Genomic DNA, 14,546 nt, shown 5'->3' with positions numbered 1-14,546 from the left:
ACGGTGCAATGGAGGGATTCTCGGCACGCACGTCCGGCCTCGCGCACCCCGGGCGACGTGTACCAGGCAGCGGAAGGCTTCGCCGGTTTTCGGCCTCGCATTCGGTCTTGTTGTTCGCGTTTGCGTTCACTGTCATGGCCGATCCGGTGTCGTCGGTGGCATACGCGATCGAAGCGGCCCTGCGGGCGCTCGGCGGCGACCTCGGACTGCTCATGGCCACGATGGCGCTGGTAGTCGCAATCATCTGCCTCATCATCGTCAACTATCAAAGATTGGTCGCGCGATACCCCATGGGGGGAGACGCCGCCGCGGCAGCGGGTGATGCATTCGGCGAGGGATGGGCGTTCCTACCCATCGGGGCGCTGATCGTCGATTTCGTTCTGACAATCGCCATCAGTGTCTCTGCCGGAACATCGGCGATCATCGACTATGCGCCGGAATTATCCGGGTGGCGAATTCCGCTGGCGGTGGGACTGATTCTGCTCGTCGCGGGTGCTACCTGGTTCGGAAATCTGGGCCGGGCGGTCTTCGCTGTATTGACGGTTGTATTCATCGTGTTCGCCGTACTGGTGATCGTGGGTGCATTCACCACTCCAATGAACACCGCCGACACTGTCGCCCGGGCACCTCACACGCCCGCCCTGTCGATTGCCTTGGCGTTCCCAGTCGCGATGGCCTTGGCGACCGGAGTGGAAGCCCCGTCTTCGGCCATCTCCCAACTGGGCCAGCTCGACGACGACGGACGCCGCCGATTCGGCCAGATCACGTTGTGGCTTACGCTCGCAATCGTCGGCGGAATCACCATCGGCTTGACTGCAGCAACCGTTCATCTCGGTAGACACATCCCCGACACAGGCTCCACGCTCATCGCCGACGTTGCGAAAGCCTCGGTACCTCCACCCGTCTACGGTCTGTTCCAGGGTGCAACAGCCCTGCTCCTACTCTCGGCAGCGTCGTCGTCCTTTCAGGCCGGACCCGGACTACTGAAAGCACTCTCTCGCCGCACCGACGATTCCGGCCGGGAACTCGGGATTCTTCCGCGCCCGCTCGGTCGCACGAACCGCCACTACACCCCGTATTTCGGAGTGGTCGTATTCGCGATCCTGTCCCTCGCGATCACCACCGCCGGCGGGGCGCAAGATCAACGATTAGTGCTCTACTACGCCGTGGCCGTATTCATCAGCTTCCTGATGGGGCTGATCGCAATGGCGCGCTTCTCCCACCGAGAAGCCGAGACGGGCTGGTTGCTTGTCAATCTGTTCGGCGCTGCGGTCGTTGCGTTCACGCTGATTGTCAACCTGGCACGTGGCCGACCGATGGTGTCATTGGCAGCCTCGCTGCTGTTGGCCGCGGCGATGTACATCATGTGGGTACGACAGGGGCGACCACGAGGGATCGCTCACGCCACGGCTGCTGCTCATCGAGAGCAGATCCAGCCACCACACCAGGATCAGGAGCAAATGCCTTTGCAGCCCCAACCCGTGAGCGGCTCCGAAGATCCTGCCGGCGGCGCTTGACGCGGATACCGTTTCGCGCAAATACGTACGTTCGTATGCGGTTGCACCATAGCGGCATAGCTGGTGAGCTATGCCGCTACGCACGGCCAGCTGGATCTCAGCGCAGGTCGCGCCGCCGGAACGCGGTCAAACCCACCGCGATCAGCACTGCGGTGATGAGAAGCAGCCACAGAATCGGTGTTGCCTGGAACTCCTCGCCCGGCAGTTTGGGCGTGTGGCCGAACGGCTCGAGGTTGAGCACCGCCTGAGGGAACTGCGCGATCGATCCGACCAAGAAAATCAGGAGGAACGCCACCAACACTGCCCACGCCACGGGTGTGAACCGCGGCATCACACCGAACAAGAAGACCGTGACCCCTGCGAGCATCCAGATTGCAGGAATCTGCACAAGGGCCGCGCCGACGATGGCGGGCACGGCCCCTCCCACATCGTCGGTGGAAACGCCGTAGGCAAATCCTGCCGTCGCTCCGGCCACCACCACCGCGATCGCAGGTCCGAGCAACGCGAGAACAACGTGGCTCGCCGCCAAGCGGACACGGCCAACCGGGCCGGCAGTCACTGATTCGAGGCGTTGGGCGTTCTCCTCTGCGTACAGACGCAGCGACGCGGAGATCGCATACGCCGCCGCGACAATCCCGACCATCGTGAAGGCGTAGCCGATGAACGACTCTTCCAGCGACGCTGATCCACCCATCCGGGTCATCATGTCGCGAATCTCCTGACTGTCACCGAACTGTCCACTGATCCCGTTGGCAGCGCTGCCGATGAGCAGGCCGTACAGCCCGAGACCCACCGTCCAAGCCACGAACGTGCCCCGGTGCATCCGCCACGCCAGCCCGAAAGTTCCTGCCAGCGTCGGCGATGCGGTCGTGGGGCCAGGCCGCTCGGCAATCAGTCCTGCTCCGACATCACGACGCTGAATGAGAACATACGCCACCCAGACGAGTACGGCTGTCGCAGCAAGGCTGGGCAGCACTACCCACCAACGCTCGTCGGCGTACGGACGAATTTGCAGGGCCCAACCGAGGGGCGAGAACCAGGATAGTGTGCCCGAACCAGCATCACCCACCGCCCGCAACGCGAAAGCCGCAGCGAGCACCGCTAGCGCGACGCCGCGAGCGACGCGGGCGCCGGCACTCAGCTGCGCCGACACGGCGGCCACGCCGGTGAAGACCAGACCAGAGCAGGCCAGCGAAGCACCGAAGGCAGCTGATCCGGCCGCTGGAACGTCTTGCGTCAACAAGGTTGCTGTGCAGAGTATCCCAGTGACGGCCGAGGCACCGCCAGTCAAAATGAGCGCCGCGGTAAAACTGGCGTACCGTCCGACGGAAGTGGAGTCGAGAAGTTCAGCCCTGCCGTTCTCCTCCTCGGCACGAGTGTGGCGGATGAACGTGAGAATGACTGCCAGCGCGATCAGCGTGTAATAGATGCCCGCCTTCCACAACCCGACGGAACCCAGGCTCGAGCTGAATATCGGCCCGAACATTGCGATCTGCGCGGGACTGGCCGCTGTCGTCGCAGCGAACGTCGCGAGTTGGTCTGCAGTGGTGTAGATGGCGACGGTGCTGACGATATACGTTGCGGGCGTGGCTGCGAAGATCAGAATCCATAGCGGAAGAACAATCCGATCTCTGCGGATGAACAATCGCAGAAAGTGGAGTGTCCCAGTGAAATCCGATGCAGATGTCGGCACGGGTTCGACGGCCCGGGCGCGAGGAGTCGTGGCGATGCTCATACTGAGACCCTCTCCGATGTGTCGGACTTCGGGGCGTCATCGATCTCGTAGTGCTGGAGGAAGAGCTCCTCGAGAGTGGGCGGTTGACTGACCAGGCTACGAACACCGATTCCGCCGAGCACACGAATGAGCTCACCGAGATGTTCGCCGTCGACCTGGCAATTCAGCGTCGACCCGTCCAGATGAATATCTGCCACGCCCTCAATGGAACTCAGATCTCCCGGCTCGCCGATAAGTTCGGCCTTGATCGACGTGCTGCTGAGGTGCCGCATCGATGCCAGCGAACCGGATTCGACGGTCCGCCCGCCTCGGATGATGGTGACCCTCTCACAGAGCGCCTCCACCTCGGAAAGGATGTGGCTGGACAGCAGAACCGTCACCCCACGGTCACCGGCTTCGGCCACGCACTCGTGGAACACTTTCTCCATCAACGGATCCAGACCAGAAGTCGGCTCGTCGAGCAGCAGCAGGCGCGCGTTGGAGGAGAACGCCGATACCAGCGCCACCTTCTGTCGATTTCCCTTCGAGTAGGTCCGGCCCTTCTTCCCCGGATCGAGGTCGAAACGCTCGATCAGGTCGTGTCGACGGGTTTCGTCGAGCCCACCACGCATTCGCCCGAGAAGATCGATGGTTTCCCCTCCTGACAAGGAAGGCCAGAGCGTGACATCGCCTGGGACGTAGGCCATGTCGCGGTGCAGTGCGACCGCATCGTGCCAGGGATCCCGTCCGAACACAGTGGTCTCACCGCTGTCGGCTCGCAAGCTGCCGAGCAGAACGCGTATCGTGGTCGACTTGCCTGCGCCGTTGGGACCGAGGAAACCATGTACCTCACCCTCACGGACCTCGAGGTCCAGTCCGTCCAACGCGCGGGTTCGTCCGAACGTCTTCACCAGGTTGCGCACTTCGATGATCGGTCTCACTTCTGCTCCTCGGTGGTCGAATCGGGTTGTCTTGTCTCTGCGTCCTCCGACTGGGCGGCAACGTCTTCGGTGGCCAGGTAGGCATCGAGCATCGACGAATCGGAAAACAAGCCTTCCGAGTACAGCTCGAGAGCTGGCAACGCCAGGTCGCCGGCAAAGTCTCGGATTGCTTCGCGATAGTCGATCGGGGTGTCCCTGTGCATGCGCATCTGCATGTACAACAACATCGCGCCGACGTTGTTGAGGGTTAGATACCGCGCCCGGGCCGCCGGATCGCGGCTCGGGCGTACCTGACCGGATGCCACTCCCATTTCGAGATATTGCTCGGCGTCTTGGACCATTTGCTCGAAGAGGGATTCACCGAGTCCGTCGCCTGCCTGGAAGCTTCGCACGATGTAAGCGAAAAGCGGGGCATACTCGTCGATCTCGGCGAGGTCCTTCATTGCCTGGGCGGGGCCGGGCGTGGCGATCGCCTCCGCCTTGCGCCTGCGAATGACATCGAGGACGTACTTGTCACATTCTGCGCGAAGCCCGTCCTTGGACCCGAAGTGATGATTCACCAAGCCCGGCGACACCCCCGCTGCGGCTGCAATGGCCCGCAACCCAGCAGTGAAGCCGGACTCCGCGAACACTGCGATCGCAGCATCCCGAATCCGGGCGCGGGTTGTCAGATCACTCCGTGAGTCCCCCGCATCGTCATTCGTTAAACGCATGTTCAATACATTAAACGCATGTTTAATCCGGCGCAAGACGTTCAGGAAGCAAGGTTTCCGTCAGGCAGGAGATGCAGGCGACTGTGGTACCCAGAATCCGCGGATACCTGCGACACCATGGGCGCCATTGGTTACCGCGACCGCCAGATGATTCGGCGACATGCCCCCCAATGCGTAGACCGGCAGCGGGCATGCACGAGCGAGGTCGCGGAATCGGTGCCAACCCATCGGTGAGGCATCGGGGTGTGATTGTGTTTGCGCTACCGGGGAGAGGGTCACGAAGTCCAGACCCAGTGCGGCCGCATGGTCGAGCTGCTCAGCATTGTGGCAGCTCGCGGAGACCGGCCGATCGGCAGGGAGCGGCCGCGCGGAGGTGGCCATCAACTGAGCGGATTTCAAATGCACCCCACACCGGTCGATGGCCCGAGCTCCATCGACGTCGGCATTGATCATCAGCTGAATGTTCTGATTCAGTGGCCCAGCCGACACAACGGCGGCCATGTCCCGAACCTGGAACAGCGACCACATCGGGAGCCGGAGTTGGACGATGCAGGGGTCCGCAGTTCTCGCGTACTGCAACAACCCGGACAACTCGCCTCGTTGGTCGGGTGAGATGTCCGGTGGTGTGATGCGGTACAGCGCGGGCCATGCGCGAACGCCGGACCTCACGTATGCGCCCCTCCGATCGGAGAAACCTGTTAGGGCCTGTCACGACTGACAACCCGATGATATCGGTGGCCGTCGTCGTCTCGGTCGAACTGATGACGGTCGGGTTGTCAGTCGACCGACGTGCCGTCCGGCATGGTGGCCTCTGTGAGATCGGCACCGTCCAGGACAGCGGTGACGATGTTCGCCCCGGCCAAGTTGGCCTTCGCCAGGTAGGCGCTTGTCAGGATGGCGCCGGACAGGTCGGCATCACCGAGATATGCGCCGGTCATGTACGCGCCGGATAGGTTCGCTCCGGCGAGATCCGCGTACCCGAGGAAGGTTGACGTCAGATATGCCATCGTCAGGTCAGCATCCCGCAGACGGGCCCGCGTGAGGTACGCGCCGGTGAAGTTGGCATCGTGAGCGATCACGCCGGTCAGATCAGCTCTTGCCAGGTCGGCGCCGACGAGCTCGGCCGAGGTCAGGTCGGCGCCCGTGAGGCTGGCATCCGTGAGATCGGCTCCCGACAGGTCGGCGCCGGCGAGGTCCACGCCGGCCAGGTTCGCCCCCGCCAGGTTCGTCCCCGCCAGACAGGCGTCGACGAGGCTGACGCTCTCCGAGTCACCGAGCGCCCGAAGGGAATTCCAGGCGGCAATATCAGAGTGGAGCAGGCCGAGAGGATGCGTGTGTCCTGTCGATTTCATCGAACCCCCTATAGGAAGAACAGTGTTGGCGGCTCACCATCCGCCGAGGCAGTTGGCGTGCCGAGAAGATCGGTCCGTGGACGCTTTCGAGTCCCAAGGCGCTGGAGCCAAACCACTGATATCGCCCAGGAGATCGCGCTAGATCAACTCGCCTGAGACCGAGGATCAACGCCGCTCGTAGACCCCGCGAACGTACGCCGCCTGGCCGACGTGCTGAAGGTCGTCCGACACGACGCTGACGAGTCTTACCCCGCGAGAGACTGGAGGATCGAAGCTCTCATCCACGATCTCGTCGAGGTCGGACTCGCTGATCGTCTGCAGATACTCGACGGTGCGGGCATGGACCGCGTCCAAGTAGCCGAGCAGCAGATCGGTCGATGCCGTCACCAGGGGCACGTCAGCGGGAGGCTGGTCGTAGCCGATCTCACTCGTCGGGAACGGAAGGCCGAAGCGTTCTGCCCAGCCCGCCGAGGTCCAGACCTGCTCGCTACCCGCAACCCCCGCAACATGGTCGTCCTGCACACGAGTGAGATGCCAGACGAGCCAAGCGATGGAGTTGGCGTCCTCGTCCACCCGATATGTGAGGGCGTCGGCCGGGAGGTTGGACAGTGCCGCATGCACGTCCTCCTGGATGCGGCCGAATGCGTCAGTCAACAGGGCTCTGTGATCCACGATGGTCCTTTCGTCGCCTGGTCCACCGTTTCACTATGCGCCTGTCCCGTGCTGTTGGGTAGGGCGATGCCAAAACCCCGCCGGCACGTCAGCAGCCTAGTTGCGTCGCCAGATCCAAGAAATCCGAGGCGTTGATGTCGAATTCGTCCGAATACTCGATATCCGGGCTCGCATCCGCACCGAACTCGTCCGGGCGGGCGACGAATGCGGTCTGCATTCCGAAGGCGCCTGCAGCACGGATGTCGTACTTGTGGCTCGCCACCATCATCACTTCTCCCGGATCGCATCCCAGATAACGGCACGCCATCGCATACGTGCGCGGATCCGGCTTGAACGCCTTGACCATCTCTGCGGAAAATATTGCATCCCAATGCAATTGTCCGTGTCTGCTCATGTTGATGACGGCACACACATCGGCATTGGACAAAGCGGCTACGACGAACCTACCGTGCAGACGCGAAAGGCCCGTGGCGGCATCCGGCCAGGGGTCGAGCAACTGCCAAGCCGCATTCAGTTCCGCACGTTCGTCGGGGTCGATGCCGTCGAGTCCGTCCTCTTCGAGCAGCACGTCGAGCGATCTCCTGTAGACCGAGTCGACTGGTATCCACTTGTCCTCAGTGCCGCCGATGTCGGACGTGATATCGAAATACATAGCGCGCCATCGATTCACGAATTCCGACCAATTGACATCAGGGTATCGGTCACCACAGATTCGTTCCGCCTCGCGACAAATCGTGGAATGGAAGTCGGTGGCGGTTCCCTGAACATCGAACAGCAGAGCCCTCGGGTCTCCGACAGGTGTTGTGCTCACACACCCACGGTACCGACACACCCGGCTGCGGGAGTTCGGGAGACCGGCCGGCGGTGCACCCCTTTTCCACACACCACGCCAACCGTTCGTTGTAACGTCGTCCTGTCGGATCTGCCACGTCGAAGGAGCATGTCCATGACCTCTCGTCTCAATCCCTACATCAGCTTCGCAGGCAACGCCCGGCAAGCCATGGAGTTCTATCAGGGAGTCTTCGGTGGCAATCTGTCGGTGACCACGTTCGGTGAATTCGGAGTACCGGACGCCGAGAGTGCCGACAAGATCATGCACGCCATGCTCGAATCCGAGAACGGGTTCACGCTCATGGGCGCAGACACGCCCCCTGCAGTGGAGCACAATCCGGGGACGAACATCTCTGTGAGCCTCAGCGGAGACGACGCCGACGAACTTCGCGGCTACTGGGTCGAACTCTCCCGCTATGGCACCGTGACCGTGCCGTTGGAGAAGCAAATGTGGGGGGACGACTTCGGTGCCTGTATTGACCAGTTCGGTATCTCATGGATGGTCAATATCGCTCAACCGGAAGACTGACTTGGATTCCGACCTTTCGAAAGCCTCCATACGCCGACTGCGTCTCTACATGTGCCGTACGTGAATCGCTGCTCGACCACGGTGATGCTCTGATCCGAACTGGCTACTGCCACGACGGATTTCAGTGATGCTGGTGTGACGTCGACGTCGGATCAGTGCGCGTAGTGTGGCGGCGTTCTGGTAGCCGACGGCTCGGGCTATCGCATCGGCGCTCTGCTGGGTGGTGCGTAGGAGGAACGTTGCCTGGTCGAGCCGGATTTCTTGAACGAATTCCATCGGCGACATGCCCACGACAGCGGCCGTCGTTCGCTGAAGTGTTCGCTGACTCACGCCGATCGCACGTGCGACAACGCTGACCGGCAACGGCTCTTCGAGATGATCACGGACCCAACGTTCGAATGCCATCATCGTGGGATCAGCGGTGGCCAGCAGCGACGGCACTGCGAAGATTGCCTGAGAGGGCCTGTCTCCTATCAGGAGGTACCGCGCCACAAGATCGGCCAGCGCGGGGCTGTGCTGCCGGACAATCGTCAGTGCCAGATCGATGTGGGCAAAAGCCGCACCGGCTGTCGTCACCCGATCGTCGTGGGTGAGTGTGCGGCGCTCATCGAGATCGACACGGGCATAACGGGCGCGGAACGCTGGACCGAGCCACCAACTCGTCGTCGCCGTCAACCCGTCGAGAATCCCTGCCTCGGCCAAGAAAAAGGTTCCGCTACAGGCCGCGGCGAGGGCAGCGCCCGAGCGTCGGCCCTCTACCACCCAGTCCAGCGCAGGATGTCCGCGTACCACGTCGACGATCTGCGCGGGGGTCCTCACCCCGATGGCGGGCATCATGAGCACATCGGCCGGCTCGACGATGTCTTCCAACGGTGTGGTGGCGAGTACCAACCCGTGGCCGGTACGGACCGATGGCCCCACCGCGACCGGAACAGCGGTAAAGGGTGGCCGGCCTGCCTCGATACCGTCGTGGAGAGCGTTTGCCGTCGCAAGTACATCGAGCACGATACTCAGGCCCGAGTCGAAGACGCCGTCTACGGTCAAAACCGCCACCCTCATGGCGAAAACGGTAGCAAACGTGGCGCTTCCGACGCGCCACTTCGGGCACCGCCCCAATAGCGTGATGAGTGAACAAACTCGAAGACCCCAGTATGAGGAGGCATTGTGGCGATCGACAGGGGAATACTGGCCCTGCTCGAGGCCAAGCCGGGCAAGGGCGAGGAACTGGCGGCGTTCCTCGAACAGGGACGCGCCCTGGCTGCGGAAGAGAGCGGCACCGTGACTTGGTACGCGTTCAAACTGAGCGAGACCACGTACGGCATATTCGACACATTCAGCGACGAACAGGGTCGCCAGGCGCACCTGACCGGGCCCATCCCGGAAGCATTGAACCTGATCGGACCCGAGCTGCTCGCCAAGGATCCCAGCATTCGCGCGGTCGACCTGATCGCCGCCAAGTAAAGCGAGGCACTCGCACGTCCTCGGCTGCCCCCTGCGCGATTTGGAACCCGTTCTAGACCAAAATCCGCCCTCACGCGACCTCGGCGAAGCATAGACTGACAATGAGCGACGGGTTCCCTACTCGCTAGGCTTGCTGTGTCTACCCGAACACCTGGTCTTCGAGGTCGACGGCTCCTTTGATGCCAGGAAGGAGCCTTCTTGATGTCACCAACACCATCGCGTGAGACCGATCGCCTCGGACAACCGACCCTCCGCGCATCCCGAACGTTCAGCCAGCCGTCGACGCCGCTTCGCGCCTACCGTGCAGCTAGCGGAGAAAAGGTGCGAGGCCGCTTCTTCCAAACACCGCGCAGGATCGCGATCGCCGGTGACTGGCACGCCAACACCGATTTCGGCCGGCAGGTCATCGTGCACGCGGCAAAGCGAAACGCGGATATCCTCGTCCACCTCGGTGACTTCGGCTACAGCTTCAAAGAAGCCTTTCTCGACGGTATCGACCAGGCCCTCGCAGCCCAAGACATGGTCCTGGGGTTCGTCGAGGGCAACCACGAGGACTTCGATTGGCTTCTTGCGCAACCGGTTGCCGAAGACCGATTGCGCTACTTGAGAGAGCGGATCGTGCACCTCCCACGCGGACTGCGTTGGAACTGGGGTCAGACGCGTTGCCTGGCCCTCGGCGGCGCCCATTCGATCGACCGATTCCTACGTACCGAGGGCAAGTCGTGGTGGCCCCAGGAACAGATCAGCGATGCCGACGTCCGTGCTGCCGTCGACGGCGGACCGGCGGATGTCATGTTCTGCCACGACTGCCCAGGTGGTATCGAGGTCCCGGGCATGGCCCGTGACCGCTACGGCTTTCCCGCAGAGGAACTTGCCGAATCGGAGGCGAACCGCGCCAAGCTGCGGTATGTCGTGGATCAGGTTCGCCCCGGACGGTTGTGGCACGGACACTTCCACCACCGGTATCGCACGATTCTGGACGGCAGCGACTACCGCACCGTCATCGATGGGTTGGGGCGGGACAACAGCCCGATCGACAACAACATGGTGGTGGTCAACCTGCACGAAGTCGGTTCCCATCCCGTCAGCTGCCGAATGTAGCCTTCTCGGTAGCTGATCAGTGTCCTTGCGGATACTGAATCCGTTTGCACTGGAACGGTGTTCGCGTAGGTTTCTTGACAACTGTCAACTACTAGTTGCGCCTCACTAGTTGTGCGCATGCAGCGGCTTTCCCGCAAGTGCGAGGATCGCCTCGCCCAGCGCCTCGTTCTGAGTCGGGTGCGCGTGCAAGAAGGGGGCGATGTCAGCGGGCAGCGCTTCCCATGCCGCGATCAGTTGAGCCTCACCGATCAGTTCACCAACCCGGTCGCCGACCATGTGCACTCCGACGACGGGCCCATCCGCACCATTGCCTCCGATCCGCACGACCTTGACCCCTCCCAAGGTCTTCAGAATCTGACTCCTGCCGTTGCCTGCAAGGTCGTAAACGACGGTGGTGACGTCGCCGTACCACTTCCTGGCAGCATCCTCACTCAGTCCGACAGACGCGACCTCGGGGTGCGAATACGTCACGCGAGGAATGAGGTGCTCGGCCACTGGAAGCGGCTGGAGACCCGCTATCTCCTCGGCAACGAAGACGCCTTGTTGGAATCCTCTGTGCGCCAACTGGAGTCCGGAAACTATGTCACCAACAGCGTACACGCACTCCGAGGTTGTCCGTAAGCGCTGGTCGGTGACTACGTAACCCTGCTCCAGAGCGATGCCGTTTTCGGCGAATCCGCTGTCCGCGGTGCGTGGTCCACGTCCCACGGCCACCAGCAGAAGGTTTGCCTGCAGGATCTCACCGGTGTCGAGTTCGACGGCCACACCGTCGTCCGATTCCTTAGCCGCCACGACCTTCGTACCCGTTCTGACGGCGATGCCCCGACGGCGAAACGCCCGTTCGAGTTGCTTCGAACACCACGAATCCTCCGAAGTAACCAGTCGCGGAAGCGCTTCGACGACGGTCACCTCAGCTCCGAATGATCTCCAGATACTGGCGAACTCGACGCCGATCACCCCGCCACCGAGAACGATCGCCCTCTCCGGTGTGAATTCGAGATTCAGCGCCCGGTCACTGGTGACGATCCGATCACCAAGTTCGATGCCCGGGACTGCACCGGCGTACGACCCGGTCGCCAGTACGACGGAAGAGCCCGTGTATCGGACGCCGTCGACCTCGACCGTGCGGTCCCCGAGGTAACTACCGTGCCCCACAACCGTATTCACTTTGTGACGCTCGACGAGTCCCAGAAGTCCTCTGTACAGACGCTCCACAGTACCGTTCTTGTACTCGTGAACGGCATCGAGGTCGATGCCTTCGAAACTTGCCCGTACGCCGACTGCCGCACTCGACCGGAGGGTGTCCGCCACCGCGGCGGTGTGCAAGAGAGCCTTGGTCGGTATGCATCCCCGGTGAAGGCACGTTCCACCGACCTTGTCCGACTCGATCAATGTGACGGAGAGTCCGAGTTGGGCGGAGCGAAAGGCGCAAGCGTAGCCGCCCGACCCACCGCCGAGAATCAGTACATCGCTGTGAGTTTCGGTCATCAGAGCCAGCCCAACATCGAGATCGGATTTTCGATGTAGTCGGCGAACAGCCTCAGGAACCCTCCCGCGACACCGCCGTCGCACACGCGGTGATCGAAGCTGAGCGATACCTGTGTGACCTTCCGGACGGCCACCTGCCCATCGACGACCCAAGGTTTGTCGACAATTCGACCAACGCCGAGGAGCGCGGCTTCCGGATGATTGATGATCGGTGTCGATCCGTCGACGCCGAAGACACCGTAGTTGTTGAGGGTGAAGGTTCCCCCGGACAGACGCCCGGGCGCAAGGGTTCCGGCACGGGCCAGATCGGTGGTATCCCGAAGTTGCTGCGCAAGCTCGAGTGTCGTGAGGAGGTCCGCATTTTCTATGACCGGGACAACCAACCCTCTCGGAGTCTGGGCGGCGATACCCAGATTGACGTGCTCGTATCGCACGATCTCGTTGTGTTCGGTATCGACGGTGGAGTTCAACTCCGGGAACTGTTTCAGGGCCGACAGGGTCATCCGAGCCAGAAGTGCCAGCAAGCTCACCTCGGTGTCGCCGAGCGACGCGTTGATCGCCCGCCGAGCGTCGAGTAACGCTGTGGCGTTCACGTCAACCCACGTAGTTGCATCCGGAATCTCCCGTCGACTGGTCGAGAGCTTGTCGGAGACAGACTTGCGAAGACCCTTGATCGGGATCCGCTGATGCTCGGCAGTCCTGCCCTCGGGTACTGCGGCGAGAGCAGTTTCGACGTCGGCTCGGGTGATCACACCGCCGAAACCGGTTCCCGACAGGTTCGACAGGTCGAGACCGCTGCGGAGTGCAAGTTTGCGGACGACGGGTGAGATGACCCGTGACGGGGCGGCGGGACTCGGTGCCGGTGCAGTCACGCGTTCGTCCGCGTGCACGCGTCGGCGGCGACGGCGAGTGTTCTCACTGGTTCCGTATCCGATCAGGACGTTGCCGGACCCGGCACGTTCTTCTTCCCGATATTGCCCATGAACCGCGTCGCTGACCGTGATCAGAGGAGTCCCGACTTTCAGCGTCGAGCCTTCTGCACCGTGCAGTGCGACGACGGTGCCCTCGAATGGAATCGGCACCTCGACTGCCGCCTTGGCCGTCTCGACCTCCACGACTACCTGGTCGATGGCGACCGTGTCGCCGACCTTCACCTTCCATTCTGAAATGTCTGCCTCGGTCAGACCCTCGCCGAGGTCGGGAAGCATGAAGGTCTGGTCGCTCATACGGATACCGCCCAACGCGTATCGACGGTGTCGTTCCATTGCAACCGTTCCACACTGTCAAGGACACGGTCCACGTCCGGCAAATGAAACTTCTCGAGTTCCGGTGGCGGGTACGGGATGTCGAAACCACTGACCCGAAGGACAGGCGCGTGCAGGTAATGGAAGCACCGTTCCTGAACGCGGGCGGCAACTTCCGCCCCGACCCCGGCAAAGCCCTGCGCTTCCTGGACGACGATGCACCTACCAGTCTTGCGAACCGACGCCATGACGGTCTCGTCGTCGAACGGCACGATCGAGCGCAGATCGATCACCTCGAGATCGTGGCCTTGTGCGGCGGCAGCCTCAGCGGTCTCGAGCGCGATGCTCATCGACGGTCCGTAGGCGACGATGGTGGCGTCGGCGCCCGAGCGGCGCACCGAAGCCCGCCCGATCGGCGCGCCGACCACGAGGTCGACGTCGGCGCTCGAGAAGTACAGGCGCTTGGGTTCGAGGAAGATAACCGGGTCGGGGTCGGCAATGGCCTGATGAAGAAGCGTGTAGGCGTCTTCGACTGTGGATGGAACGACCACCTTCAGCCCCGGGGTCTGAGCGTAGTAGGCCTCACTCGAATCGCAGTGGTGCTCCACCCCGCCTATGCCGCCGGCAAACGGGACGCGGATCACCATCGGGACCGACAGGGCGCCCTTGGTGCGGTTCCTGATCTTGGCGACGTGCGAGATGATCTGCTCGAACGCGGGGTACGCGAACGCGTCGAACTGCATCTCCACGACCGGGCGGAAGCCTGCCATCGTCATTCCGACAGCGAAGCCGACGATGCCCGACTCGGCGAGGGGGGTGTCGAAGCAGCGGTTGTCGCCGAAGTCGCGGGTCAACCCGTCCGTCACACGGAATACGCCGCCGAGGGCACCGACGTCCTCACCGAAGACGACGACGTTCTCGTCGGCGGTGAGGGCTTCCCGCAGTGCAGTGTTCAGGGCCTGGGCCATCGTGGTCGTGGGCAT

The 14,546-nt window shown here is 62.5% G+C and carries 15 protein-coding genes; 4 read left to right on the top strand and 11 right to left on the bottom strand.

What is annotated here, in order from left to right; all coding sequences use genetic code 11:
* Positions 1–8 precede the first annotated feature (8 nt).
* Complete coding sequence (locus tag AB0I57_RS18725) at positions 9–1,517, top strand: amino acid permease (protein ID WP_358338576.1); 1,509 nt, start codon at positions 9–11, stop codon at positions 1,515–1,517.
* 97 nt (positions 1,518–1,614) lie between these two features.
* Here AB0I57_RS18725 and AB0I57_RS18720 read toward each other — a convergent pair whose 3' ends face one another.
* The 7 genes from AB0I57_RS18720 to AB0I57_RS18690 form a co-directional block, all read right to left on the bottom strand.
* Positions 1,615–3,252, bottom strand: coding sequence for an ABC transporter permease (locus AB0I57_RS18720; RefSeq protein WP_358338573.1), 1,638 nt, complete (start codon positions 3,250–3,252; stop codon positions 1,615–1,617).
* Positions 3,249–4,172 carry an ABC transporter ATP-binding protein gene (locus AB0I57_RS18715; RefSeq protein ID WP_358338570.1) on the bottom strand — a complete coding sequence of 308 codons (924 nt, stop codon included), beginning with the start codon at positions 4,170–4,172 and terminating at the stop codon, positions 3,249–3,251. The genes AB0I57_RS18720 and AB0I57_RS18715 overlap by 4 nt, the downstream gene beginning before the upstream one ends.
* On the bottom strand, positions 4,169–4,885 hold the full coding sequence (locus tag AB0I57_RS18710; protein ID WP_358338567.1) for a TetR family transcriptional regulator: 717 nt from the start codon (positions 4,883–4,885) through the stop codon (positions 4,169–4,171). Before AB0I57_RS18710 ends, AB0I57_RS18715 begins: the two co-directional genes overlap by 4 nt.
* A 60-nt stretch (positions 4,886–4,945) precedes the next feature.
* Positions 4,946–5,554: a thiamine phosphate synthase gene (locus AB0I57_RS18705; RefSeq protein ID WP_358338564.1), complete on the bottom strand. Its 609-nt coding sequence runs from the start codon at positions 5,552–5,554 to the stop codon at positions 4,946–4,948.
* Between the two features lie 107 nt (positions 5,555–5,661).
* Positions 5,662–6,237, bottom strand: a complete 576-nt coding sequence (locus AB0I57_RS18700) for a pentapeptide repeat-containing protein (protein WP_358338561.1) — start codon at positions 6,235–6,237, stop codon at positions 5,662–5,664.
* 165 nt (positions 6,238–6,402) lie between these two features.
* Positions 6,403–6,909 carry a DinB family protein gene (locus AB0I57_RS18695; RefSeq protein ID WP_358338559.1) on the bottom strand — a complete coding sequence of 169 codons (507 nt, stop codon included), beginning with the start codon at positions 6,907–6,909 and terminating at the stop codon, positions 6,403–6,405.
* Positions 6,910–6,997: 88 nt separating this feature from the next.
* The gene (locus tag AB0I57_RS18690; RefSeq protein WP_358338556.1) at positions 6,998–7,720 is read right to left on the bottom strand and encodes a haloacid dehalogenase type II; all 723 of its coding nucleotides are present in this window, start codon (positions 7,718–7,720) and stop codon (positions 6,998–7,000) included.
* 135 nt (positions 7,721–7,855) lie between these two features.
* Between AB0I57_RS18690 and AB0I57_RS18685 the strand changes: the two genes are divergently transcribed.
* Positions 7,856–8,269, top strand: a complete 414-nt coding sequence (locus tag AB0I57_RS18685) for a VOC family protein (protein ID WP_358338553.1) — start codon at positions 7,856–7,858, stop codon at positions 8,267–8,269.
* A 45-nt stretch (positions 8,270–8,314) separates the two neighbouring features.
* On the opposite strand, the gene AB0I57_RS18680 is transcribed toward AB0I57_RS18685, so the two are convergent.
* Positions 8,315–9,328, bottom strand: a complete 1,014-nt coding sequence (locus AB0I57_RS18680) for a helix-turn-helix domain-containing protein (protein ID WP_358338550.1) — start codon at positions 9,326–9,328, stop codon at positions 8,315–8,317.
* Positions 9,329–9,433: 105 nt separating this feature from the next.
* Between AB0I57_RS18680 and AB0I57_RS18675 the strand changes: the two genes are divergently transcribed.
* Positions 9,434–9,730, top strand: coding sequence for an antibiotic biosynthesis monooxygenase (locus AB0I57_RS18675; RefSeq protein WP_358338547.1), 297 nt, complete (start codon positions 9,434–9,436; stop codon positions 9,728–9,730).
* 201 nt (positions 9,731–9,931) lie between these two features.
* Positions 9,932–10,831: a metallophosphoesterase gene (locus AB0I57_RS18670; protein WP_358338544.1), complete on the top strand. Its 900-nt coding sequence runs from the start codon at positions 9,932–9,934 to the stop codon at positions 10,829–10,831.
* 105 nt (positions 10,832–10,936) lie between these two features.
* On the opposite strand, the gene lpdA is transcribed toward AB0I57_RS18670, so the two are convergent.
* From lpdA to AB0I57_RS18655, 3 genes are read right to left on the bottom strand one after another with little or no spacing between them, the layout of a single operon-like run.
* Positions 10,937–12,319, bottom strand: coding sequence for a dihydrolipoyl dehydrogenase (gene lpdA, locus AB0I57_RS18665; RefSeq protein WP_358338541.1), 1,383 nt, complete (start codon positions 12,317–12,319; stop codon positions 10,937–10,939).
* Positions 12,319–13,545 carry a dihydrolipoamide acetyltransferase family protein gene (locus tag AB0I57_RS18660; RefSeq protein WP_358338538.1) on the bottom strand — a complete coding sequence of 409 codons (1,227 nt, stop codon included), beginning with the start codon at positions 13,543–13,545 and terminating at the stop codon, positions 12,319–12,321. Before AB0I57_RS18660 ends, lpdA begins: the two co-directional genes overlap by 1 nt.
* Positions 13,542–14,546 carry an alpha-ketoacid dehydrogenase subunit beta gene (locus tag AB0I57_RS18655; RefSeq protein ID WP_358338535.1) on the bottom strand — a complete coding sequence of 335 codons (1,005 nt, stop codon included), beginning with the start codon at positions 14,544–14,546 and terminating at the stop codon, positions 13,542–13,544. The genes AB0I57_RS18660 and AB0I57_RS18655 overlap by 4 nt, the downstream gene beginning before the upstream one ends.

The sequence above is a fragment of the Rhodococcus sp. NPDC049939 genome, assembly GCF_040656415.1.
GTDB lineage: Bacteria > Actinomycetota > Actinomycetes > Mycobacteriales > Mycobacteriaceae > Rhodococcus_F.
The sequence above is the reverse complement of the archived record's forward strand: the minus strand, read 5'-3'. Positions and strand labels throughout refer to the sequence as shown.